Annotated in this window: 22 protein-coding genes; 8 read left to right on the top strand and 14 right to left on the bottom strand. The window is 43.8% G+C overall.

Going from position 1 to position 23,681, the window contains the following annotated elements; genetic code table 11:
- Positions 1-22 precede the first annotated feature (22 nt).
- Positions 23-724: a TetR/AcrR family transcriptional regulator gene (locus tag GTU69_RS06655; RefSeq protein WP_086195336.1), complete on the bottom strand. Its 702-nt coding sequence runs from the start codon at positions 722-724 to the stop codon at positions 23-25.
- A 116-nt stretch (positions 725-840) separates the two neighbouring features.
- Between GTU69_RS06655 and GTU69_RS06650 the strand changes: the two genes are divergently transcribed.
- The 4 genes from GTU69_RS06650 (at position 841) to GTU69_RS06635 (ending at position 4,726) form a co-directional block, all read left to right on the top strand.
- A complete protein-coding gene (locus GTU69_RS06650) occupies positions 841-2,289 on the top strand; it encodes a coniferyl aldehyde dehydrogenase (protein WP_166169187.1) in 1,449 nt (482 codons plus the stop codon).
- A 162-nt stretch (positions 2,290-2,451) separates the two neighbouring features.
- Entirely contained in the window at positions 2,452-2,688 is a 237-nt protein-coding gene (gene rpmB, locus GTU69_RS06645; RefSeq protein WP_086195334.1) for a 50S ribosomal protein L28, read from the top strand.
- Between the two features lie 12 nt (positions 2,689-2,700).
- Positions 2,701-2,856 (top strand): 50S ribosomal protein L33, encoded by a 156-nt coding sequence (gene rpmG, locus GTU69_RS06640; protein ID WP_001205031.1) that lies wholly within the window; start codon positions 2,701-2,703, stop codon positions 2,854-2,856.
- 151 nt (positions 2,857-3,007) lie between these two features.
- Entirely contained in the window at positions 3,008-4,726 is a 1,719-nt protein-coding gene (locus GTU69_RS06635) for a cation:proton antiporter (RefSeq protein ID WP_166169185.1), read from the top strand.
- 53 nt (positions 4,727-4,779) lie between these two features.
- On the opposite strand, the gene GTU69_RS06630 is transcribed toward GTU69_RS06635, so the two are convergent.
- The 11 genes from GTU69_RS06630 to GTU69_RS06580 all read right to left on the bottom strand — a co-directional run bounded on the left by GTU69_RS06630 (position 4,780) and on the right by GTU69_RS06580 (position 16,198).
- Positions 4,780-5,058 (bottom strand): hypothetical protein, encoded by a 279-nt coding sequence (locus tag GTU69_RS06630; protein ID WP_166169183.1) that lies wholly within the window; start codon positions 5,056-5,058, stop codon positions 4,780-4,782.
- A 107-nt stretch (positions 5,059-5,165) separates the two neighbouring features.
- Complete coding sequence (locus tag GTU69_RS06625) at positions 5,166-5,669, bottom strand: DUF6586 family protein (RefSeq protein ID WP_166169181.1); 504 nt, start codon at positions 5,667-5,669, stop codon at positions 5,166-5,168.
- A gap of 253 nt (positions 5,670-5,922) precedes the next feature.
- Entirely contained in the window at positions 5,923-6,177 is a 255-nt protein-coding gene (locus GTU69_RS06620) for an RNA-binding protein (protein WP_166169179.1), read from the bottom strand.
- A 77-nt stretch (positions 6,178-6,254) separates the two neighbouring features.
- On the bottom strand, positions 6,255-8,246 hold the full coding sequence (locus GTU69_RS06615; RefSeq protein ID WP_166169177.1) for an ATP-dependent helicase: 1,992 nt from the start codon (positions 8,244-8,246) through the stop codon (positions 6,255-6,257).
- A 253-nt stretch (positions 8,247-8,499) separates the two neighbouring features.
- On the bottom strand, positions 8,500-9,657 hold the full coding sequence (locus tag GTU69_RS06610) for a glycerate kinase (RefSeq protein ID WP_166169175.1): 1,158 nt from the start codon (positions 9,655-9,657) through the stop codon (positions 8,500-8,502).
- 79 nt (positions 9,658-9,736) lie between these two features.
- Positions 9,737-10,309, bottom strand: a complete 573-nt coding sequence (locus tag GTU69_RS06605) for an HdeD family acid-resistance protein (RefSeq protein WP_166169173.1) — start codon at positions 10,307-10,309, stop codon at positions 9,737-9,739.
- Positions 10,310-10,442: 133 nt separating this feature from the next.
- Complete coding sequence (locus GTU69_RS06600) at positions 10,443-11,201, bottom strand: hypothetical protein (RefSeq protein WP_166169171.1); 759 nt, start codon at positions 11,199-11,201, stop codon at positions 10,443-10,445.
- Positions 11,202-11,556: 355 nt separating this feature from the next.
- Entirely contained in the window at positions 11,557-14,196 is a 2,640-nt protein-coding gene (gene topA / locus GTU69_RS06595; protein ID WP_166169169.1) for a type I DNA topoisomerase, read from the bottom strand.
- A 35-nt stretch (positions 14,197-14,231) separates the two neighbouring features.
- A complete protein-coding gene (locus GTU69_RS06590; RefSeq protein ID WP_166169167.1) occupies positions 14,232-14,681 on the bottom strand; it encodes an ammonium transporter in 450 nt (149 codons plus the stop codon).
- Positions 14,682-14,751: 70 nt separating this feature from the next.
- Positions 14,752-15,753 (bottom strand): hypothetical protein, encoded by a 1,002-nt coding sequence (locus GTU69_RS06585; RefSeq protein WP_166169165.1) that lies wholly within the window; start codon positions 15,751-15,753, stop codon positions 14,752-14,754.
- Positions 15,754-15,952: 199 nt separating this feature from the next.
- Complete coding sequence (locus tag GTU69_RS06580; protein ID WP_086195322.1) at positions 15,953-16,198, bottom strand: SlyX family protein; 246 nt, start codon at positions 16,196-16,198, stop codon at positions 15,953-15,955.
- 33 nt (positions 16,199-16,231) lie between these two features.
- Between GTU69_RS06580 and GTU69_RS06575 the strand changes: the two genes are divergently transcribed.
- From GTU69_RS06575 to GTU69_RS06565, 3 genes are all read left to right on the top strand, one after another.
- Positions 16,232-18,142 carry an ATP-binding cassette domain-containing protein gene (locus GTU69_RS06575; RefSeq protein WP_166169163.1) on the top strand — a complete coding sequence of 637 codons (1,911 nt, stop codon included), beginning with the start codon at positions 16,232-16,234 and terminating at the stop codon, positions 18,140-18,142.
- A 106-nt stretch (positions 18,143-18,248) separates the two neighbouring features.
- On the top strand, positions 18,249-19,184 hold the full coding sequence (locus GTU69_RS06570) for a lauroyl acyltransferase (protein ID WP_166169160.1): 936 nt from the start codon (positions 18,249-18,251) through the stop codon (positions 19,182-19,184).
- Between the two features lie 208 nt (positions 19,185-19,392).
- Complete coding sequence (locus GTU69_RS06565; protein ID WP_166169158.1) at positions 19,393-20,493, top strand: glycosyltransferase family 4 protein; 1,101 nt, start codon at positions 19,393-19,395, stop codon at positions 20,491-20,493.
- Positions 20,494-20,618: 125 nt separating this feature from the next.
- On the opposite strand, the gene GTU69_RS06560 is transcribed toward GTU69_RS06565, so the two are convergent.
- Positions 20,619-21,011: a hypothetical protein gene (locus tag GTU69_RS06560; protein ID WP_240921599.1), complete on the bottom strand. Its 393-nt coding sequence runs from the start codon at positions 21,009-21,011 to the stop codon at positions 20,619-20,621.
- Between the two features lie 220 nt (positions 21,012-21,231).
- Positions 21,232-22,362: an endonuclease/exonuclease/phosphatase family protein gene (locus GTU69_RS06555; RefSeq protein ID WP_166169153.1), complete on the bottom strand. Its 1,131-nt coding sequence runs from the start codon at positions 22,360-22,362 to the stop codon at positions 21,232-21,234.
- Between the two features lie 189 nt (positions 22,363-22,551).
- Between GTU69_RS06555 and asd the strand changes: the two genes are divergently transcribed.
- Positions 22,552-23,670 carry an aspartate-semialdehyde dehydrogenase gene (asd, locus tag GTU69_RS06550; protein WP_166169151.1) on the top strand — a complete coding sequence of 373 codons (1,119 nt, stop codon included), beginning with the start codon at positions 22,552-22,554 and terminating at the stop codon, positions 23,668-23,670.
- Positions 23,671-23,681: the final 11 nt, after the last annotated feature.

The following is a 23,681-nucleotide window of genomic DNA, read 5'->3' as shown; positions in this document are numbered from 1 at the left end:
TTTTTTAGGCTTTCTAAATAGGCTAGCCTGCATCATGTTTTTTACTGGACGATAAACTTTCAAAAAGCTCTGAAGGGCCAAGCGTTTCAAGTAAATGTTCATAGGTTTGACGGCTTTCACCACGCAGATAAGCCCCTTCCAGAAATACCATTTGACGCAATGCCTGCCACACCCACTTTTCTTCCAGATGGTTCGAATCGGTAATATGACCCGACATGTACAGGAAGTTGGTCCAGTTAGTCAAAACAATCCACAAGTTAATAATCAGGGCTTCAATTTCTGAATCTGTCATTTCCATTAAGCCCGCATTCACGAAAGCTTTATAGATTTTTTGCCCCTGCTGCATCACCTGTCCGGCAAAGCGTGGATACATTTTTCGAAAATCTTCGTTATTTTCAACCAAGTGATAAACATCACGATGCAGAAAACGATAGGCCCAAAGCTGGCTGCTCAGCACCTGAAAATAACGAATTTTATCGTTGGCATCAAGCGGACGATCATCAGGCAATGCCAGCATCTCCAGAGTTTCGCCTTGATACTGCTCCATTAACTCTTTGATGATTTCGTTTTTATTGCGAAAATGGTAATACAAATTACCCGGGCTCATATTCAGTTCAGCTGCAATATGATTGGTTGTTACCGAACGCTCACCGCGTTCATTAAATAACTGTAAGCTGAGCTGTAAAATACGTTCTTTGGTTTTCACCGTTTTGGAGTGAGACATCCTAAAGTAACCATTCATTCAATAGGTTAGCGAACTAACACATAAAGTAACTTGACTATTTAGAGTTTTTACTCTAAAAATTAAATTAATCGCTTTTTATTCAATGGTAGCAGGTCATGAACAGTCAGACAAAAACAACTTCAATGACACCACATTCGTTTAATATTCAGCACTTACACGACGTACTAGAACAGCAAAAACACGCTTACCTGCGTCATTCCTTTCCATCGGCAAAAGAGCGGATTGACCGTTTAGCACGCCTCAAGCGTATCTTAGTTAAATATCAAGATCAATTTGCTGAAGCAATTAATCAAGACTATGGTAACCGTTCTATTGGTGAAACCAAAATCGGTGAACTACTCACCTGCCTTGAACAGATCAGATATTATAGCAAGCATTTGACCGGCTGGATGAAACCTTCGAAACGTCATGTTGGAATTATCCATCAGCCAGCAAAAGCATGGGTGCAATATCAACCCTTGGGTGTGATCGGGATTATTGCTCCATGGAACTACCCATTATTGTTGTCGGTTGGTCCACTCATTTGTGCAATTGCCGCCGGTAACCATGCCATGATCAAGATTTCCAGTGCCTCCAGCCATTTTGGTCGTGCCTTGGAAAAAGCCTTGGGTGAAGCATTTCCGACCGAACTGGTTGCGGTGATTAATGGTGGCGGACCAGTTTCCGATGCTTTTAGCCATTTAGGCTTTGATAAAATTGTTTTTACCGGTTCAACCGAAATTGGTAAAACCGTAATGGCAGCAGCTGCAGAAAACCTGGTGCCGGTAATTTTAGAACTGGGCGGCAAATCACCGGTACTGGTTCATCCTTCTATTGATTTGCAAGATGTGGCACAGCGCCTGGCTGCAGGTAAACTGTGGAATTCAGGTCAAACCTGTGTGGCACCGGACTATATGTTCCTGCCTAAAGGTAAAACCGCCGAATTTGTTGAACATTTTAAAGCCTGTGTGGAAGAGATGTATCCGAGTATTGAATACAATCAGGATTACACCTCGATTATTAATGACAAACAATACAACCGCCTGCAGGGCTATCTGGAAGATGCCCGTACCCATGGCGCTAAAATTATTGAATTAAATCCGGCACATGAAGATTTAAGCAAGGTTCGGAAAATTGCGCCAACCGTCGTGACTGGGGTCACAACGGAAATGCGGATTATGAAAGAAGAAATTTTTGGTCCGATCCTTCCTATTCTGGAATATGATCAAATTGACGATGTGATTGACTTTATTAATAGCCGTCCTCGTCCACTTGCATTATACTATTTCGACTTTGATCAGGCGCGTGCCGACTATGTCGCACAGCATACTCATTCAGGGCATTTCGGACAGAATATGGTATTAACCCATGTAGCACAGGATGACTTACCTTTTGGTGGGGTCGGTGCTTCAGGTATGGGCAAATATCATGGTCCAGAAGGTTTCTTCAGTTTGTCGCATGAACGGTCAGTAATGTCTAATCCAAAGCTGTATAGCTTAAAATTCATTCTCCCGCCGTTTAACAAGCCGATTCACAAACTGATTTCCAAGACCCTTCTTCGATAACTGATCAAGGCATGATCTATCACACATGATCATGCCGCGTTTTTCTTAAATTCGCTTGTCTTTTAAGCGTATTTTTGGTATAAAACGCCCCTTGAATGATTTCATCCGTTTACTTTTAATGACTAGCCGCACAATCGGTGCTGTCTAGCAATGGAGTTCACCATGTCTAAGGTTTGCCAAGTTACCGGCAAGCGTCCAGTCGTTGGAAACAATGTCTCGCACGCCAATAACAAAACCAAACGCCGGTTCGAGCCGAACCTGCATCACCACCGTTTCTGGTTAGAAAGCGAAAAACGTTTCGTACGTATTCGTTTAACCACTAAGGGTATGCGTATTATCGACAAATTGGGCATTGAAAAGGTTGTTGCTGATCTTCGTGCTCAAGGTCAAAAGATCTAAGGAGTCAGTACAATGCGTGATAAAATTCGCCTAGTTTCTTCAGCTGGTACAGGTTATTTCTATACTACGACTAAGAACAAACGTACTATGCCGGAAAAAATGGAAATCAAAAAATTTGATCCAAAAATCCGTCAACACGTAATCTTCAAAGAAGCTAAAATTAAATAATTTTGACTTCTTGAAAAAAACGGCCCTTCCGGGTCGTTTTTTTTTGCATTTTTTTTACCCGACTTGTTACACTTCTAGGCATTCTTTTTTGGCATTTTTTGTGCTTATTCTTTTTTACCCTTAACTTTGGCTCAAGCTTAAGGAGTCTTTAGTGCCTCATGATGTAGATCTGATTATATTACTTGCCGTTGGCTTTGGACTGGCACTCATTTTTGGCTATATTGCTGCACGTATTCGTCTTCCTCCCCTGATTGGCTATTTAGTTGCGGGTATTGTGATTAGCCCGAATACACCAGGCATTGTGGGCGATATCCACCTTGCCAACCAGCTGGCTGAACTTGGGGTCATGTTCCTGATGTTTGGTGTCGGGATGCACTTTTCCTTAACCGACCTGATGCAGGTACGCCGTATTGCCTTACCAGGTGCAGTTCTGCAAATTGCTGTAGCAACCTTGCTTGGTATAGGCGTAACGATGATCTGGGGCTGGAGTTTTGGCTCGGCACTGGTGTTTGGTCTAAGCCTGTCCTGTGCCAGTACCGTGGTCCTCCTGAAAGCCTTGGCAGACCAAGGTCTGATCAACTCTGTAAATGGCAAGATTGCCGTGGGCTGGTTATTGGTTGAAGATCTGGTCATGGTGCTGGTACTGGTACTGCTACCTGCCACTGCAGTTTTACTGGGTGGAACAGCAATTTCCGGCTCAGACCCAAATGCCAATATCTGGATGACTTTAGCTGTCACCCTATTGAAAGTAGCCGGCTTTATTGCCTTTATGCTGATTGTGGGTAAACGTCTGGTACCCTGGATTATGCAGATCGTTGCACGTCTGGGATCACGTGAACTGTTTACCTTGACCGTAGTGGCAGCAGCTGTATCCATTGCCTTTGGTGCTTATAAGGTTTTTGGCGTGTCTATGGCTCTTGGTGCATTCTTCGCCGGGATGGTGGTCAAAGAGTCCGATTTCAGCCATCGTGCCGAAGAAGAAACTTTACCCTTACGTGAAATTTTCTCGATTTTATTCTTTGTCTCGGTGGGGATGCTGTTTGATCCCATGATTTTAGTGCAGCAACCCTGGCATGTTCTGGCCGTAGTGGCGATTATTATGGTTGGCAAGACCATCGCAGCAATGGCACTGGTACTGTTCTTCCGTTATCCAATTAACACTGCTTTAACAGTGGGTGCCAGCCTTGCACAAATTGGCGAATTTTCTTTTATTTTGGCGACCTTAGGCGTTTCACTAAATCTATTGTCTTTAGAAGGACAAAACCTGATTTTAGCCGGCGCGCTTATCTCGATTACCCTAAATTCATTTGTGTTCTCTGCCATTGAACCGGTACAAAACTGGATTCGTGAACGCTCACATTTGGCCCGCTTGCTTGAACGTAGTGGTGACCCGCTGTCGATGTTGCCAGATGAAGTCTCACAAGAATACTTGCGTGATCAGGTGGTGATTGTTGGTCATGGTGAGGTGGGACGCCGCATTACCAAAGCCTTAATGCAGCAAGAAATTAAAGTGGTAATTGCCGAGGAAAACCGTGAGATCGTTGAAAGTTTGCGTGACAAAGGCATTGCGGCGGTATCCGGACACGCAACCGAAGCCGGGGTACTCATTCAGGCGCATATCCAGCATGCACGCCTGCTGGTACTGTCTCCAATGGATATTCTGGATATCCATAAAATTGTCGACATTGCCAAAACCTTGAATCCACAAATTCAGGTATTGGTATGTGCCGAAAGCAAGGAAGAAGCTGAAGTGATTCGCCGTGAAAATATCGGTCAGGTTTATTTTGCCAAAGAAGAAATGGCCATCAACATGACCAACCATATTTTAAACCAGATCCAGATTGCGCATCATCAGGCACCGACACACTAATCTTCAATCCATAAAAAAGCGCACCAAAGTGCGCTTTTTAGGTTTAAACAAGCTTAGCTCAGATACTTCGGCTGTTCATCCACGATTTCAGCCTGCCATTCATTGACCTGCTTTTCCATCATGGCAAACAAAGCCGCCTGCATCATGTGCTGGGCAATTACCTGCGTTTGATCACCAAGTAACGCTTTGACCTGATCATTAAACTGAATCTTGACTAGCGGTTCTTTTTCAGAGCCTGCATTTCGCAATGCCAACTCACCACCTTCAAGTTGAACAAGTTCTAAAATCGCTTCTTGACTACCAAATAATTCTTTCAAATGTTCTATAGACATATATCCTCCATGTTCAACATGGTGGCAAAGGGCTGTTGCACTTTGCATTACTTAGACTATTTATATAAGGTCGATGACAGAAACTTCAAGAGTACCGGTGCTAAAGTTTAAAATTCAACCATCTCATTACGAAACCCGTCAATTAACTGGGTCAGGTCACGATGCCATTCACGAAGAATCTTGGTATCCGGCAGCCAGGCTTGAGGCGTTTGAGTCACTTTAATAATCAGGTTGGAAGAGGTTTCATCTTCAGGTTCTGGAGCACTCGGTTCCGGTGCATATTGACACATACGGTAGGCACGTTTTAGCTCGGCAATAAAACCCTGTTTCGCCAACTGCTGCATCACAGTCACTTCAGGCGAAATCTGTCCTTTGTCTGCCATATGTTCTTCAATCGATTTCAAGGTCGGAGCAAAGTCATTTAAACGGTAGTAACGAACCAGTTCTTGCAAAAATGCCAATACTGCACCATGCAAATGAAATACCGCAGCTTCACGATGTGCCTGAGCCTGCTGAATATGGTCGGTTTGTTCCGCTTGTTGACATGCAAGACGTGCAAAGTACAGTTTCTGATTGGTACGATCGGCATGAAAGCGAGCAACACGAGACATGGTGATTTCCTAAGTTTTGGCGTGATTACACCGTTAAGATTAAACGGTCTTTCAGAAAAATTACAATAAAAATTGTGGAAGATTCATTTCAATGAGTGAGATATCGAGTGTCACTTCAATGATCATGGATGATTTCAGGCAGAATAATTTACATCCTTCCAGATCAAGAGATGGGGATTCAATCGACCAATTCAACCTGATCAAAGCCTAGTTATTTTATCCATAAAAAAAGGAGCATGGCTCCTTTTAGTTTTTATTCTGCTGCTGGCTTGTCTTCAGCCTGCTTAACCCGAATACCCTGTCCATGCAAACGCAGGGTATTTAAGCCTTTAATCGCTTTCACCGCTTCACGGCCATGTGGCATTTCCACAAAAGCAAAACCCTTTGATTTACCTGTTGCAGCATCTAGAACCAAGGTGCATGACTCTACCGTGCCATATTGCTTAAACAATTCCAGCAATTCAGCTTCTGTCACTGTACGTTCTAAATTACGGACTAAAATTTTCATCTGATGACCTTTAAATAGGCTAAAAAAACCAAAAAGCACTCGCCTACTTACTTTTTGCACTTCAATATTGAGATAGTTTAATCGAGATCGATACCAAAATCTAAATTAATCGATTGCCGCTCAATTAAGGCACTTTTTACGGTTTGCTGACGCGGCTTGTAATGGGTCTCGGTCGTGCACAGGTTGCGGGTCAGGTCATTCAGGAAATAGCTTTCAATTTTTCGTCCCTGTTCATCGACCTGATCCCGCGCCCAGAGATTCAGATTTTGCTTGGTTAAAATCAGTTCATCTTTGGCCCGGGTTAAAGCCACATACAAGACCCGGCGTTCTTCTTCAACTTCGTCAAAATTGCCCTGAGCACGTGCATGTGGATATTGTCCGGCAGAAACATTGGCCACATAGCAAATCTTCTGTTCCGTCCCTTTGGCCGAATGAATGGTAATCAGCGTCACCACATCATCTTCAGACTGGCGTTCAATTTCACTGATCGATACCGGATCGAGCACATATTCTTCCAGAAATTCACTCAGCTGGTCATGTTTGGTGGCCAGCTGCTTGACCAGATCAAAATCACCCATGCGTTTCGACCAGTCTTTCTTGGCGTAGTTTTCTTCCAGCTGTTCGACCAGTGCTTCTATTCCTAAAGAAACACAAGCTTGCACCTGATCTTTTAATACCGACATCTGCTTCATGATCAGCAGCGTTTTTTCAGGAATGCGACCAAATTTTTCCAGTTTGTCGAAAATCAGTTCTGGATTGTCCTGCTGCAATAATTGCTGCGCCAGCTTGCTGGCTCCAACATCGCCTACCCCATTCCACAGGGTCAGAAAACGCATCCAGGCAATATCATCCAGAGGATTGGCAATCACCCGTAACAAACTGAGCAGGTCTTTGACATGTGCAGTTTCCAGCAGTTTCATACCACCGATAAAGCGATAAGGCACATTGGCCTGAATAAAGGCCGCTTCGATGTGACGTGCGGCAAAACTGGAACGCACCAGCACCATATGATCATGCCACGGCGTGCCTTCCAGAAAATGCCGCTCTTTGATATCAATGGCAATCCATTTGGCTTCATCAAACTCGTTCGGAAAAATGTGCAGTTTCGGTTTAATACCCTCTCCACGATGTGCATCCAGACGCTTGTCATATTTGATTGGGCTCTGATCCAGCAACCAGTTAGACAGGTCTAAAATTTGCTGGGTAGAGCGATAATTCTGTTCCAGTTTAAAAATCTGCGCATCCGCTACGCGTTCTTTAAAATGGTGAATATTTTCAAAGTCCGCCCCGCGGAAGCCGTAAATCGACTGGGCATCATCCCCCACACAGAACAGACTGACTTTATCTTTTAAAGGTTCGAGTAGAGCCCATTGCAGCGGATTAGTATCCTGCATTTCATCCACTAACATATGCTGACAAATAGAGGCTACATAATCACTGAGGCCTTCAGATTGAGCCAGTGCCGATGCTACCACCGCCAAAATATCGTCATAATCCAGAAAGCTGCGCGCACGTTTTCGTGCCTCATACTCTTTCATAATGTCCGCGATTTGATCTTTATATTCCAAAAATTCAGGATGCTGTTTCTCTAAAGCAATACTGAGTTTTTGTCGGGTATTGCGGGCAAAGGAATACAGGTCACACAGCTGTTGAGGCTTAGGCAAGGCATTCGGATTTTTTTTATCATCCTTACCGCGAATTAAGCGGAACATCATCAGCTGATCATCACGGTCGATAATCGAAAACTGTTCCAGACCAAAAGCTTTCGGAATACGGCGCAGCAGATACATACAAAACGTATGAAAGGTGGATGCGCGTAAACCTTTGGCCTGCTCACCCAAAGCCAATTCGACCCGTGCCACAATTTCACTAGCAGAACGGCGGGTAAAGGTCAAAATTTGAATTTGATTGGCTGGTACGCCTTGATCAATCAGGTAAGCTGCCCGAGCCACAATGGTTTTGGTTTTGCCACAACCTGCCCCTGCAAGAACCAGACTGTGCTTTGATTCAGTCGTGGCAGCCTGTTTTTGTTGCGGGTTTAATTCATCAATCAGGGTGGCTAAACTCATGGTGTCTCATCGTGCTAGGGAGATGAATAGTTTAACAGAGGTTTTAGTAAAACCTGAGTAATGCACCTTGATTCATTTTTTATTCCTTAAGCATTTTTTCAAAAACTGAATACTGTGTGTACTCAATCAAATGCCCATCGTTATATTCCCTCTTCTTTTTAAGGAGAGGGTTAGGGAGAGGTTACTATTTAAAATTCCCCTCATCCTAGCCTTCTCCCTGAGTGAGACGGAACTTCACAAATTTGATGATGTCTTAATTATTTAATATAAGTTCATTAAAATTATAGTTTCTTACATATTGCTCAACTGCTTCTTCCAAATACATTGAAGCATGTGCAATTGCATGTTCCATTGAAATTTCAGGTGGATTAATCCCGATAATTTGACTAAAACCCAAGTCATATAGTTCATCAATACCATTGCCAACTACACCAGCAAAAGCAATCACAGGCTTATTCAATCGCTTCGCGACCTGCGCCACACCAAACGGCGTTTTGCCAAATTTGGTTTGAAAATCAATTTTTCCCTCACCAGTTAATACATAATCGGCTTGAGCAATTTTTTCAGCCAGTCGAGTTTCTTCAATCACCAGTTCAACACCGGATTGAATAGAAGCATGGGCAAAAGCCATCAGACCAAAGCCCAGACCGCCTGCTGCACCTGCACCCGCAATCTCCCGACAATCTATTCCAAGTTGCTGCTCAACAAGCTTAGCAAAATGACTTAAGTTGTTATCCAGAGTTTTGACTATTTCAGGCGTAGCCCCTTTCTGTGGACCAAAAACATAAGATGCACCATTTGCACCACATAAAGGATTATTCACATCGCTGGCAATGATGATTTCTGTTTGTGCTAAACGCGCATCCAAACCGGAAAGATCAATCTTTTTAATCTGGTCAAGCTGACCACCGCCTACCGCAGCATCGCAGCCTGTAGCATCGAGAAATTTTGCACCCAAAGCCTGTGCCATACCACTTCCGCCATCATTGGTGACACTACCACCTAAACCAATAATGATTTTAGCGACGCCCCAGTCCAAAGCTGCTTTGATCATTTCTCCCGTACCAAAGGTACTGGTCAATAAAGGATTACGCTTAGATTTTTCAAGCAGGTGAATGCCATTTGCCATCGCCATTTCAATGACAGCAGTCTGATCATTTTCTATCAGTCCAAAATAAGTCTGTACTTTCTGATCAATAAATGGACCTGACACTTCAATTGCGATTTTGCGACCATGTCGCGCAGTAACCAAAGCTTCTACTGTGCCCTCACCACCATCTGCCATGGGCACCAAAATACACACCGCATCTGGATATACATTTTGAATGCCACGCTGCATCGCCTGACAGGCCTGTTCGGCGGTCATACTTTCTTTAAAGGAATCGGGGGCAAGCACAAAGGTTTTAGGCATAATCAACAAAAAATGAAAGCAATAAATCTTTATACAATAAAAAAGAGCGCTCTATGCGCCCTTTTCTCCTACTTCACTGTTATACATCTGCCGAACTTTGCGGTACTTCACGTTTGATATAAGATGCTAAAGTCAAATAATTAATCCCCTGAAATAAAACATCTATCGCCAGAAACAGACCCAGTACCCAGAACGGAGCATCAGGTGATTTTAAAATCATAATCCCGGTCACCAAGGTTAACAGGCCCGAAAATAAGATCCAGCCCCAACCTTGATAGGCTTTAAAAATAATGGCACTAAAAATACGGATGATACCGGCCACGATCAATACAATTGCCAACAGATTGGTCAATACAATCGCGGTTTTTACAGGTGTGCTAAAAGCATAATAACCAGCGACCAGATACAGAACGCCAAACAGGGCCCATAGCCAGCGGGTCCCCCCTTCAAAAATTTTGAAAGCAGCAATAAAGTGCAGAATACCGCCAATCATCATCAGTATGCCAAACAGGAATACCACAGAAAGCGTAGCAAAAGGCAGTGAAGCAAGCAGTACAAGAGCAAACAAGGTCAGCACAATGCCCAGACCTAAATACCACTTTCGATTTTCATGCAGCTGATGTCGAACTAAATCATTTCCTACTGTTCTCATGTTTTTCTCAAGTCTTTTGTTTAGGAATACCTGTAGTTTTAGCTGATTTTCGGTCAAAAGTCTGTTATTTCTCTGCATTTTAATCCACAGCCCGATGCGCAGCTGTGGATAAAAGCATCGTTATCCCCAAGGGTTATTTTTTCCAGCCCAATTCAATTGCGGTAATCTCGTTGATTAAAGTCTGCTCCAAACGATCTGGCATTTTGCTTTTTTGTTCAGATACTGGAATATGCCCTGCCATCAACTCTGCTTTGGCTTGAGGAAATAAAGGCTGCTGGTTTGGATAAGCATATCCAATCGGATAGGCAGGCTGTCCTGTGGACAAATCATACTTATCACTTGCGCCAAAGCTATGCAGTAATTCATGCACCAATACAATCTTGTTTTGTTCAGCCTGTTTTTTAGATGCAAATAAATTGACTGAACCTATGCGCCCTTTTTGCAAAGCAGTGGAGTGTTTTAATTCTTTAATTGTTTGGGGATCATAATAATTTAAATATAAAGTCACGCTGGGTGAACCATCAGTACTTTCATGCTGTTTCCAGGCATAAAAACGGAATTTTAGGCTCCATAAAATGGTATCCAGCATGGTTGCCTGTGCAGGTACTTTCGGGGGTAATTGTTTCAGCTCACGACCCAACTGAAAGTAAATGGCAATCGGCTGTCCTCGATACTGTGCCGACATCTGCTGGAGATATACTTGTGCCCCATTCAGCTCAGACAAGTTTAGCGATTGAATATAATTTTGAGTCGCAGCTCGTCCATCTGCATTGACAGGATGCAGCATGACAATAATGGGTTTGGACCAGTCCTGATTCTGGTCACGGTAAGCATTTACTGCCACAATCAATAAAATGATGAGTAAACACAGTATCCGAATGTTTTTCCACATTAATTTTTCTCATTATTAAGCAATAAAATTTTAAAAATCCATCCAAGAATTGGATACACAAGAAATCATCCGCACTTGTCTGAGATAGACTGAATTATTATAGATAATGTTTCTGCGAGCTTTTAGATAAAATAAGAAATCTGGCGAGTTTTACGGTGAAAAGTTTCTAAATAATTATTTAGACTCTTTGCAAGATGGCTTTCTTACTCACTATCTGTACTTATTTTTTCCAAAACCAAACTAACAGATGAGCTCCAAGCATTAGATGGAATATCGAGAAGACTTCGCTGAACCACATAGTATCAACAGATAAAAAATGCCGACTTTCGTCAGCATTTTTTACATTTCTTAAAACTTAAGCTTCAACCCATTTTCCATCCTGGAATACCAGACTCCACTTGGTTTGCTTGCCTTCCGGCGTTTCCGAACCAATATATTGCGCCTGGTTCTTACGGCTGAATTTCACTAAAGTTGGATTTCCTTCAGGGTCGGCATCCGGCGCTTGTAAAATAAACTGATATTTTGGATCCAGCTGCTCGGCCACAGTACGAAGTTCTGCCACTTTCGGTGCACGTGTTTCACGCACTTTCGGGAACTTACTTGCTGCCAGGAATAAACCTGCCGCACCATCACGCAGGACAAAGAAGTCATCATGTTTGGTAGAACGCAAGTGTTCCATTTTGATTGGATCTACACGCGGAGGAGCAGGCTGACCATTCTTTAACACTTTACGGGTATTGTCACAGCTGGTGCAGGCAAAATAAGGACCAAAACGACCGGTCTTAAGCTGCATTTCACCATCACATTTATCGCATGGAATGGTTGGACCATCGTAACCTTTAATTTTGAACTCACCTTCTTCAAGTTCAAAACCGGCACAATCCGGGTTGTTACCACAGATATGCAGTTTACGGCCACCATCAATCACATAGCTGTCCATAGCTGTGCCGCAAATCGGACAACGTTTTTTCGACATCAAGTCGGCAGTTTCTGCCGCGTCGTCATCCGACAGCGCTGCCAGAGATTCAACCGGGGTTAAATTCAACGTGCCTTTACAGCGCTCTTTAGGCGGCAGGTTATAGCCTGAACATCCTAAAAATACGCCTGTGGTTCCGGTACGAATCTGCATTGGACGAGAACATTCAGGACAATGCACTGCCTCTACTTCCACAGGCAGGTTACGGCGCATACCGTGTTCGCCTTGCGCTGTAGTCAAGCGTTTCTTAAAGTCGCCATAGAAATTATCTAACAACTCTTTCCAGTTCCGCTGGCCATCAGCCACTTTATCCAGCTGACCTTCAAGATCTGCGGTAAAGTCGTAGTTCATCAAGTTATTGAAACTTTCATCCAGACGATCAGTCACGATTTCGCCCATTTTTTCGGCAAAAAGACGACGGTTATCCAGCTTCACATAGCCACGGTCTTGAATGGTAGAAATAATGGCTGCATAGGTCGAAGGACGACCAATGCCTTTTTTCTCTAATTCTTTTACCAGTGAGGCTTCGGTAAAACGTGCCGGCGGTTTGGTAAAATGTTGTGATGGATCAAGTTTCTCAAGTTTAAGCACTTCACCCACTTTTACTGCAGGCAACAGTACATCATCATCCGACTTGTTTTGTCCGCGTACTTTAGTGAAACCATCGAACACCAAGGTACGACCTTTGGCTTTCAGTTCCACACCATTGGCATCGACTAAAATGGTTGATGACAGGTATTCTGCTGGAGTCATCTGACAAGCTACAAACTGGCGCCAGATCAGATCATACAAACGTTGTGCATCACGTTCCACACCCACCAAGCTATCGCCTTTCAGTACCACGTTTGAAGGACGAATCGCTTCATGGGCTTCCTGTGCACCCGCCTTGTTGCCATAACGATTTGGCTTGGTAGGCAGGTATTTTTCGCCATATTCATTTTCAATATGACCACGCACCATATTGACTGCATCATCACTCAGGAAAGTGGAGTCAGTACGCATATAGGTGATAAAACCCGCTTCATACAGGCGCTGCGCCAGCATCATAGTTTTCTTTACAGAAAAGCCTAAACGTGTGCTTGCCGCCTGTTGCAGGGTTGATGTGATATACGGGGCGCTTGGGTTGACCTTGGTCGGTTTATCTTCACGACTGGCAACTTTATATTCAGCATCTTTAATCAGATTGAGTAAAGCTTCAGTTTCAGCTTGATTACGCAGTTTGAGGGTTTTACCGCTCTGCTTCACAGCTTCAAGACGGATATCATCTTTTTGAGATTTGGTGTCTGCAAAAACCTGCCAGTATTCTTCAGGAATGAATGCACGAATTTCACGTTCGCGTTCCACCACCAGTTTGACCGCAACCGACTGGACACGACCCGCCGACAAACCACGGGCAATTTTTTCCCAAAGTAATGGCGAGATCATAAAGCCCACAACACGGTCGAGGAAACGACGCGCTTGCTGCGCATTGACCTTGTCGATATCCAGACGTGCAGGCTGTTTAAAGGCTTCCTGAATGGCATTTTTGGTAATTTCGTTAAATACTACACGCTGATAGCGTGAATCATCCCCACCAATCACTTCTTTTAAATGCCAGGCAATGGCTTCCCCTTCACGGTCCAAATCCGTTGCGAGGTAGACTTCATCGACTTGCGATGCCAGTTTTTTCAATTCCGCCACGACATTTTCTTTGCCAGGAAGCACTTCATAATGCGCTTTCCAGCCATGCTCAGGATCAACCCCCATACGGTTGACCAAAGCTAACTGAGCTTTTTCCGCTTTTTGTTCATCGGTTAATTTGGTACGGGTTGCCGGTTTTTTTTCTGCCGTTTTAGAACCGCCAGTCGGCAAGTCACGAACATGACCCACCGATGATTTCACGATGTAATTTGGACCCAGATATTTGTTGATTGTTTTCGCTTTTGCAGGCGACTCCACAATCACTAAGGCACGTTTGTTCGCAGCACTCGGTGATTTTGCTGTGGTGCTTTTGGATGTGGACCGAGGAGCGTTCGCCATAGTTAACCGTTAATCCTGTTTGATGGGTTTATAAATTAAAATTCAGCCAAAGACGTTAAATAAGCTTTGATGTCATCTAACTGAGTTGCTCGAAGGTCTGATTCTTCATCCCAATAGAGTCCTACACAGTTTGCCTGCATATCAATAGCATAAATGCCCTTTAATGCAATGGGAAAATCGTTAAACTTCTCATCACCTTGCACAACTTTGAGTTTCTGATCTTCCACACGTGCACGCATCAATGGCAGTCGGGCATCTGGAATTAAAATACTGTAATAGGCCACCATACTGGCACGCTTTTCCGTTGCCATAGGCACTTTGGTCCAATCGGGAGCAGCCACTAAACGCGGATGTAAAGCCATCTTGCGCGCCTTTTCACGCATCAGGCCTAATGCTTTTTCTCTTGGGCTGACACGTAGCCCAAAAATTGAGCCGAGTACAAACAGCACAATGAAGACTGTAATCCAAATTCCAGTATTTTCCATAGCAAAACCTTTTTATTCCTTTATTAGAGTTGCATAAGCTGAATATAAAACGCAAGTTACAGCGATGAAATTAATTCAGGAACAGCTCATGACTATACAGGACTTCACTACCATTCCAGTAAATATATCCTTTCTCAATCAATTCCTTAAGCAATAATCGTACATCCGATTTCGGGAAAAGCTGCTCCAGCAAATCGCGCAAGGCATAAATGTCTTTCGGTTTATCGGATTTTAATTCGCGTAGTTTTTGCGCCACAATTACCTGCACCGGATCAATCTTGGAAAAGTTTTTAAATAACTCTTTTTGCGCCTGATGCAATGTTTTGGCCTGCACTTCTTCTACTTCTTGTTGTGAAGATTCAGGGGATAAATCCGCAAAAGCAGCGGAAATATTTTGAGCTTTTTCTACCAATGTTTTCTGCTCCAAGTCCAGTTGCATCCATTGCTTAATGACTTTTTTACGGAAACTGATTTGCTGGTCAAAACGTTTCACAATTTTTAGATTAATCAATAAGCCAGTGAGATGCTGAAGCTGATCATTTTCGACTTGCAAAATATTCGCCAGCGAGTTCTTTAGTTTCTCCAGCGTATTCGGTTTGCCCTTCATTTTCCCTAAAGCATCACAATACTTTTTAACAAGCAACAAATCCGGTTTTTGCAGAATGGTCTCGACACTGGGAATTTTGTACTTGGTATTTAACGCCGGTTCTTCAGCCTGAACCTGGATCAGACTACAGTTCAGGTTGGAAGACTGCAGCATTTCGAGCAGCATTTCACTGCTTGGCATGGCAGATATGAGTTCAATAGAAGCATCGGCATCTAGCAGCGCAAGCAGTTGCCCAACCACAACCGCATACTCAAACTCTTTGTGCTCGACTTCTGCCGTTTCCAGAATGACCACTTGCCCACTGCTGACCCAACTTGAAAATTCCGTTAAATCTTGCAGAGAATATTCAAATTTCCCCTGACAATTAAACAGGTAAATTGCTGCATAATGCGGAATGATGTTACGCAACAATTGCGCAGTCGGCATATTATTTTCAAGATCAAGAAGAACGACTTTATGACTCATATCTTCGAATAAACAGTTCGGCTAGGCAGATGCGGTGCATTAGAACGGGAACCATGGCAAAGGTCAAATACTTTATGCTTCTGGTTTTTTACTCAGTGGCATGACTCTGTCTTTAGAAAAGCTAAGGAAAAGTTAAGTTTTTTTTCAAATAAAAAAGCCCTGATCAACACCAAGGCTTTAATACACGGACGGATTCAGTTCAATAATGCGGTGGCCGGTTAGACATCGGATCAAAGGCAGCAATGCCTTCCGATAAATCGGCAGATTCCACACGCTGATAAAGCAGCTGCATTTGCTTCTTTAAATCCATAATTTCAATATGTTGACGTGTTACCTGTTCATTCAACTGTTCAACTAAATCATCTAAAAATGTAATTCGGACTTGCAAATCTTCCAAGTGTGCGGAAAATGACGCCTGATCATTAAGATTTTTTTGTTTAGTCATTTTAAGTCCTCATTGGGGATTTCAGGAAACAGTATGGCCTATATTACTTTAAGGGATGTCCAACTTGCGTTTGGCGGACCGTCCCTGCTCGACGGCGCGAACTTTAATCTGGAACGCGGTGAACGAGTCTGTTTGATTGGCCGTAATGGTGAGGGTAAGTCTACCTTACTTAAACTCATCGAAGGAAGTTTGCTGCCAGATCGTGGTGAAGTTTCTATACAAAATGGCATTACCATTTCCATGCTGGCCCAAGATGTACCGATGGATTCCGGCAAAGTCGCCGACATTGTAGCCGATGGTGCAGGTGAAGCTGCTGCTGTACTCAAAGCTTATCATGAAGCCAGTGATGCCTGCGTACTGGGAGATATGGAAGCCTGCGACCGCATGGGTAACTTACAGCACAAACTCGATCAAGTCGATGGCTGGGCTTTAGAGAACAAAGTAAATTCAATTTTAAGCAAAATGGGTTTAGACCCGGATGCCGATTTAGCCGATTTGTCCGGTGGTCGTAAACGCCGTGTTCTTTTAGCACGTGCCCTACTCACTCAACCCGATGTACTTTTACTCGACGAACCGACAAACCATCTGGACGTTGAAAGTATTGAATGGCTGGAAAAATTCCTGCTCGATCAAAATAATCTGACCCTGTTATTTATTTCGCATGACCGTTCATTTGTCGACAGCATTGCCACCCGTATTGTCGAGTTGGACCGTGGTCAATTGCGCAGTTTTGAAGGTAACTATTCACGTTACCTTGACCTTAAAGCTCAGCAAATGGAAGCAGAAGAAAAGCAAAATGCTTTATTCGACAAACGTTTGGCTGAAGAAGAAGTCTGGATTCGTCAAGGCATTAAAGCACGCCGTACCCGTAACGAAGGCCGTGTCCGTGCCTTAAAAGAATTGCGTGAAGAATCAAAAGCACGTCGCTCACAGCAAGGCAAAGTGAGTATGGCCACTCAGGACGCCAACCGCTCAGGCAAGGTCGTGTTTGAAATTGAGCATTTACGTGTGGCCTTTGGCAATCAGGAACCGATTATCAAAGATTTCTCTGCCTTGGTATTACGTGGCGACCGTATAGGTCTGGTCGGTGATAACGGTGTCGGTAAAACAACCCTGATTAAAGCCATTTTAGGTGAAATTGAACACGGTGGTTCGGTAAAAACAGGCACCCAGCTTGAAATTGCCTATTTTGACCAGCTACGTAATGCACTTGATTTAGAGAAATCGGTTAAAGATAACGTTTCTGAAGGTTCGGACTTTGTCGATGTCAACGGTGGCCGCCGTCATATCTATAGCTATTTACAGGACTTCCTGTTCTCGCCTGAACGTGCGCGTACACCAGTCAAAGCTCTTTCTGGTGGTGAACGTAACCGTATTCTGCTCGCCAAACTGTTGCTCAAACCATCCAACCTGATTGTGATGGATGAACCGACCAATGACCTGGATATGGTGACACTTGAACTGCTAGAAGAAATGCTCGGCGATTATAAAGGTACCCTGTTACTGATCTCGCATGACCGTGCCTTTATGGACAACGTCGTGACATCCACCTGGGTATTTGACGGTAAAGGCAATATCGATGAATACATCGGCGGTTATCAGGATTACTTGCAACAACGTCCTGATCAGACTGTGGTGGATCAGAAAAGTGATGTCAAAAAAGCTATGGCCAAAGCAGAAGCCAAAGCGGCTGAACCTGCTCCGGCAAAGAAAGTGAAACTCAGCTATAAAGATCAGCGTGCTTTAGAGCAACTGCCTGCTGAAATGGAAGCGCTGGAAAAAGAGCAAGCTGAAATTAACGCTCAACTTGCCGATGGTTCCCTGTTTGTAAGCGATGCGGACAAAGCCATGAAACTTTCCAACCGCCTGACTGAAATTGATGATCTGTTACTGGAAAAATTAGAGCGTTGGGAAGAATTAGAAAAGCTGGTTAACGGCAACTGATTTTCCTCATGCTTGAAGCACCTGTAATTGGCGTTGCAGGTGCTTTTTTATTTAAAAAATAACTTCATGTTACACTTGCAAAAAACTTTTGTTCAAAATGGTCACTATGAGTAAAAAGCCAGATTACACTCCCGGAGAATTCCAATGGTCTTTCCTGCTCCCTCAATATTGGGGCATCTGGATCGGTATTGTCTTGCTGATGATTTTGGCGATTTTACCTTGGGCGATTCAGTACCGTCTGGCCACTTTTATGGGCAATCTGGCCTTCGACAAGCTGAAATCGCGCCGCAAAACCACAGTCCGTAACCTGGAAGTCTGTTTTCCTGAATGGTCTGCACAGCAGGTTAAGGAGAATGCACGTCAGGTTTTTATCGACCAGATGATTGGAATTTTTGAAACCCTGAATGCCTGGTACTGTCCGCAATGGTTTAAAGACCGCGTCACGATTGAAGGTCTGGAACATATTCAAAATGCCCAAGCCGCAGGAAAAGGGGTTTTACTGCTTGGTACGCATTCTACTTTGCTGGATGCCGGTGGCTATCTGTGTGCCCAGTATTTCGAACCGGATGTGGTTTATCGTCCGCAGAACAATCCTTTGCTCGATATGCTGATTTACCGCTGTCGTGCCACGATTTATGCCCACCAGATTGACCATGACGACATGCGTGGCCTGATCCGCAATCTGAAAGAGGGTCATGCCATCTGGTATAGCCCGGATCAGGATTTTGGTTTAAAACAGGGTGTGATGGCACCGTTTTTCGGTACTCCTGCTGCCACGGTAACGGCACATCGCCGTTTACTGAAAATATCCAAAGCCGTACCGATTCCTTTATATTTTTATCGTAGCGGTGATTTAAAAGATCCGCGTTATCATGTGCTAATTGAACCTGTGGTGGATAATCTGCCCAGTGAAAATGAAGTAGATGATGCCACACGTGTCAACCAGATTATTGAACGTCAGCTGCGTATTGCCCCGACCCAATATATGTGGTTCCATCGTCGCTTTAAAACTCGTCCGGAAGGCTTTGAGAAAATCTATTAATAAGATAACTAGGAAACCTCGCACAGAATCTACTATCGTGTAAAGGCGACAAGGATGTCGCCCGTTGGACTGCAATATCATGGATGTATCGTCAGTCCAACAGATGGTTTTGTTACTTTTGCCGAAACAAAAGTAAAGAATAAACTCCTAATATTGGATAAATGAACGGTAAAACTCCGCTTTGCGACAACCCTAAAGGCAAAAAACCATGAAAGTGATGCAACTTCTTCCTGAACTGAATAGCGGTGGCGTAGAACGCGGTACTTTAGAAATCGCCGGTGCCTTGGTTGCAGAAGGTCATGAATCTTTGGTGGTGTCGAATGGTGGCCGGCTGGTGGCCCAGCTTGAAGCGGAAGGTTCAACACATTTGACGCTAGCCATTCATAAAAAAGCCCTGTCGAGCTTATGGCAAATTCGTCCGCTACGTCAGCTGATTGAACAGCACCAACCCGACATCGTGCATGTACGTTCCCGCGTGCCTGCATGGCTGACCCATTTTGCTTTAAAAGGCATTCCTGCTGCGCGTCGTCCACATTTAATCAGTACCGTGCATGGCTTCTATTCGATTAACCGTTATAGTCAAATTATGACCCAGGCTGAAAAAGTCATTGCAGTATCAGACAGTGTGGTCAAATACATCACCGACAATTATAAAAATTGCCCAGCACAAGATATCGTGCGGATTTACCGTGGTATAGACCCTGTAGCATTTCCGCATGGCTATCAACCGTCTGTACAATGGCTGAATCAAACCTTTAAAGACTTTCCTGAACTGGAAAACAAGTTTTTACTCTGTCTTCCAGGACGGATTACCCGTTTAAAAGGTCATGAAACCCTGATTGGATTGGTCGAAAAATTACAGCAACAATACCCCAACTTGCATGCGGTAGTGGTGGGTGGAGCCGATCCGAAAAAAGCCGCTTATTTGAAAGAAATGCAGGACACCATTCAAGGCAAAGGCTTAACTGACAAAATCACTTTCGTTGGTCATCGCTCAGATATTCGTGAATGGCTGGCATTTAGCGATGTGGTGCTCTCCCTTTCCAATCAGGCAGAAACCTTTGGTCGTACTGCTTTAGAAGCACTATCGGTAGGCACTCCGGTGATTGGCTGGAACCGTGGCGGGGTTGCGGAGATCTTATCGCAGCTGTATCCACAAGGTTTAATTGCCGTGGATGATCACGCTGCACTGTTCAATGCAGTCAAGAATCATCTGGATGAACCGCAACAAGTAAAGCCAGTCACAACGTTTAGCTTGAAAGAGATGTGTGATCAAACGCTTCACTTATATAAGCAAGTTTTGAAATAGACTTCATTGATGAGTCATTTTTCAATGGCGAGAAGTGGCTAGCAATATCGAAATTAAACGCAAATTTTCGTAAACATTGGATATATGAGGATGACAGGCATTGATATTTCGGAAGCCATGACGTGTTAAACATTCCACACCCGAAATCGTGCCATGAGCCAAATGAGCAGCGGCCAGAAAATGTTATTGATGATATCGTGCACACTGGCACCAATGCGCCACAGCCCATAATTGATTAAATCATCACGGGCATCCAACAGCTCTGCAGCAATTGCAACAATAAGCACAGCCAAAATCGCCCACTTCGACTTCAACTGATGATGGTGGAAAAACGCCACGATAAAAAATAGCGTCAGCCCTGCATAAATATGTAAAGCATCACGTGATAGTTCAGTAAAATTTACGACATAAATTTTAAGTTCTTGAAATGTTGATAAATACATGGCTGAAATTTTATTTTCAAGAGGTTCTATAAAACCATAGACCCGAGTTCTGCATCCTGCAAAACTCGGGTACATGAGGTTGTGCTTTCAAATGTTATTTTTATTCTGTTATTGCTATCCATTGCTGCATCATATCCATGATGACTTTCTATCAGCCATGTGTTTGATCTTCCATAATGGGATTTTCCTTTCCCGGCTCCTTGGCTGATGAGTCTAGATTAAGCTAGTTTATAAAAAAGAAACATTCGCAATTGACCTAAATCAATGTAAGCCATTTCGTACACTTTTCTATTATTTAATCTGCCTGCTTGATTGCATTTTTATAGCTCTGGGCAATTTCATCAGTGACTGGTTTTTCTTCTTTTTCAGCTTTTTCAATACCTTCTTTTATTGTTTCTTGTGCCTGCTGTTCATCAGCATCCGTTTGCTCCAGTTCTTCTTGCACCCGTTCAAAAACACGTCCTGTCTGTAAAACCACATAAACCGGAAAATGGTCTGAACCGACATGAGGCAACCTTTTCATGTGAACCAAAGCAAAATCGGTACTGTGAAAAATATGATCCAGTGACCAACGCAATAAGGGATAATCGGCATGGAAGGTATTGACAAAGTGACGCCCCACCCGTGGATCGAGCAAACCACTCATGCGCTGAAACAGTCGGGTCGTTCGCGACCAGGCCACATCATTCAAGTCGCCCATCACAATACAGCTTTCATCCAGATCCTTGATCTGGTCACCCACAATTAATAGTTCCGCATCCCGTAGCGTCGAATCTTTCGCTTCAGTCGGGCTCGGCGGTTTGGGATGTAGGCAATAAAGCTGGACCGGCTGACCTGAACGCAAAATGACTGTGGTATGAATGGAAGGAATCTCATCACTTAAAATGAACTTGACCTCGGTATCTTTCAGCTCTAAACGGCTATACAAATGCATGCCGTATAAATTATCCAGAGGTACAGGCACCCGATAGGGATAATCTTTTTCAATCGCGGAAAGTGCTTTTTGCCAGACCCGATCTGATTCTAGCGTTAACAGCAAATCTGGCTGATGCTTTTGAATCTGCTCAATCAACAACTGGTATTGGGTATTTGACGTCAGTACATTGGAAATGATCAGAGAGATTTGCTTGTCCGGATTCAGCTGATGTTTGCGGACATGCTTGACCTGCTTTTTCCAAAGAAAGGTATAAGGCAGCACCATTTTGAGCTGGTACGCCAGTGCCGCAATCAGACCGATAAAAATAATTTCCCGTGTTAAATTCCAGGGTTGCTCCCAGACCAGCAGCAGAACCAAGGCAATCAGTCCTAAAACCAGAATTTGTAACCGTGGAAAATCAGCACCTCGAATCCACCACTCATCCCGTGGAATCAGTGACCAGAATGTCAGCCATATCACTAAAACTGCAATTATTTCCACCCAAATCATCAGCTTTACTCTATTTATCTTGGTAATTCGATCTGCAGTTGAAAAACTTTATCAATTTTGTATGTAACATAAACAAGAGATTTCTCTCAATAATATTGATGTTTTCATTATGTAGTACTTGCAGTCACGTCCCTTTTTGATACACTCGAATCCCTTTTGATTTTTTTTAACGCACCGAGGCGAAGTGGCATGAAAGTAGGTCTGGTCGGTTGGCGCGGGATGGTAGGTTCCGTCCTTATGCAACGTATGGTTGAAGAGAATGATTTTGCTTATTTTGAGCCATTCTATTTTTCTACCAGTAATGCAGGTGGTGAAGCGCCTGCGTTTGGCGGTAAGACTGCCCCAGCACTTATGGATGCGACAGACATTAACAGTCTGAAGCAAATGGATGTCATTATTACCTGCCAGGGTGGTGATTACACCACTGACGTTTTCCCGAAACTGAAAGCTGAAGGCTGGAATGGTTACTGGATTGATGCAGCTTCTACCTTACGTATGGATGATGAAGCCATCATCGTGCTTGATCCGGTCAACATGAACGTGATTAAAGATGGCCTGGTGAATGGTACTAAAACATTCGTTGGTGGTAACTGTACCGTTTCCTTGATGCTGATGGGCTTAGGTGGTCTGTTCCAGAATAATCTGGTGGAATGGGCAACTTCGATGACTTATCAGGCCGCTTCTGGTGCGGGCGCGCAAAACATGCGTGAACTCATCAACGGTATGGGTTACTTGTATAACAATACCAAAGATTTGTTAGATGACCCTCGCTCTCCAATTTTAGAGATCGATTCTAAAATTGCGGCTTTACAACGCAGCGAAGGTTTCCCGTCTGCAAACTTTGGCGTGCCTTTAGCAGGTTCTTTGATTCCGTATATCGACAAACAGCTTGAAAGCGGTCAGTCGAAAGAAGAATGGAAAGGCCAGGTTGAAACCAACAAGATTCTGGGTAACTCGCAGATTGTTCCTATTGATGGTCACTGTGTGCGTATTGGTGCAATGCGCTGCCATTCTCAAGCACTTACATTGAAATTGAAGAAAGATGTACCGCTTGATGAAATCGAAGACATTATCCGTAATGCAAACGATTGGGCAAAAGTCGTTCCCAACACCCGTGAAGCATCGATGACCGATCTGACGCCAGTGGCTGTTACAGGTACCCTGTCTGTTCCAGTGGGCCGTTTGCGTAAACTGAATATGGGTAAAGAATATCTTGGCGCATTCACTGTCGGCGATCAGCTGCTATGGGGTGCTGCAGAACCTTTACGCCGTATGTTACGTATCCTGATTGATTACAAAAATGCTTAAGTGCTAAATGA

The sequence above is a fragment of the Acinetobacter sp. SA01 genome (assembly GCF_011319235.1).
Taxonomy (GTDB): domain Bacteria; phylum Pseudomonadota; class Gammaproteobacteria; order Pseudomonadales; family Moraxellaceae; genus Acinetobacter.
Note: the sequence above shows the minus strand (reverse complement) of the source record. Positions and strands in the feature narration are given on the sequence as shown.

Coding starts and splice junctions, on each gene's coding strand:
- GTU69_RS06655 (WP_086195336.1), bottom strand. CDS start 724: ATGTCTCACTCCAAAACGGTGAAAACCAAAGAACGTATTTTACAGCTC.
- GTU69_RS06650 (WP_166169187.1), top strand. CDS start 841: ATGAACAGTCAGACAAAAACAACTTCAATGACACCACATTCGTTTAAT.
- rpmB (WP_086195334.1), top strand. CDS start 2,452: ATGTCTAAGGTTTGCCAAGTTACCGGCAAGCGTCCAGTCGTTGGAAAC.
- rpmG (WP_001205031.1), top strand. CDS start 2,701: ATGCGTGATAAAATTCGCCTAGTTTCTTCAGCTGGTACAGGTTATTTC.
- GTU69_RS06630 (WP_166169183.1), bottom strand. CDS start 5,058: ATGTCTATAGAACATTTGAAAGAATTATTTGGTAGTCAAGAAGCGATT.
- GTU69_RS06625 (WP_166169181.1), bottom strand. CDS start 5,669: ATGTCTCGTGTTGCTCGCTTTCATGCCGATCGTACCAATCAGAAACTG.
- GTU69_RS06620 (WP_166169179.1), bottom strand. CDS start 6,177: ATGAAAATTTTAGTCCGTAATTTAGAACGTACAGTGACAGAAGCTGAA.
- GTU69_RS06615 (WP_166169177.1), bottom strand. CDS start 8,246: ATGAGTTTAGCCACCCTGATTGATGAATTAAACCCGCAACAAAAACAG.
- GTU69_RS06610 (WP_166169175.1), bottom strand. CDS start 9,657: ATGCCTAAAACCTTTGTGCTTGCCCCCGATTCCTTTAAAGAAAGTATG.
- GTU69_RS06605 (WP_166169173.1), bottom strand. CDS start 10,309: ATGAGAACAGTAGGAAATGATTTAGTTCGACATCAGCTGCATGAAAAT.
- GTU69_RS06600 (WP_166169171.1), bottom strand. CDS start 11,201: ATGTGGAAAAACATTCGGATACTGTGTTTACTCATCATTTTATTGATT.
- topA (WP_166169169.1), bottom strand. CDS start 14,196: ATGGCGAACGCTCCTCGGTCCACATCCAAAAGCACCACAGCAAAATCA.
- GTU69_RS06590 (WP_166169167.1), bottom strand. CDS start 14,681: ATGGAAAATACTGGAATTTGGATTACAGTCTTCATTGTGCTGTTTGTA.
- GTU69_RS06585 (WP_166169165.1), bottom strand. CDS start 15,753: ATGAGTCATAAAGTCGTTCTTCTTGATCTTGAAAATAATATGCCGACT.
- GTU69_RS06580 (WP_086195322.1), bottom strand. CDS start 16,198: ATGACTAAACAAAAAAATCTTAATGATCAGGCGTCATTTTCCGCACAC.
- GTU69_RS06575 (WP_166169163.1), top strand. CDS start 16,232: ATGGCCTATATTACTTTAAGGGATGTCCAACTTGCGTTTGGCGGACCG.
- GTU69_RS06570 (WP_166169160.1), top strand. CDS start 18,249: ATGAGTAAAAAGCCAGATTACACTCCCGGAGAATTCCAATGGTCTTTC.
- GTU69_RS06565 (WP_166169158.1), top strand. CDS start 19,393: ATGAAAGTGATGCAACTTCTTCCTGAACTGAATAGCGGTGGCGTAGAA.
- GTU69_RS06560 (WP_240921599.1), bottom strand. CDS start 21,011: ATGTACCCGAGTTTTGCAGGATGCAGAACTCGGGTCTATGGTTTTATA.
- GTU69_RS06555 (WP_166169153.1), bottom strand. CDS start 22,362: ATGATTTGGGTGGAAATAATTGCAGTTTTAGTGATATGGCTGACATTC.
- asd (WP_166169151.1), top strand. CDS start 22,552: ATGAAAGTAGGTCTGGTCGGTTGGCGCGGGATGGTAGGTTCCGTCCTT.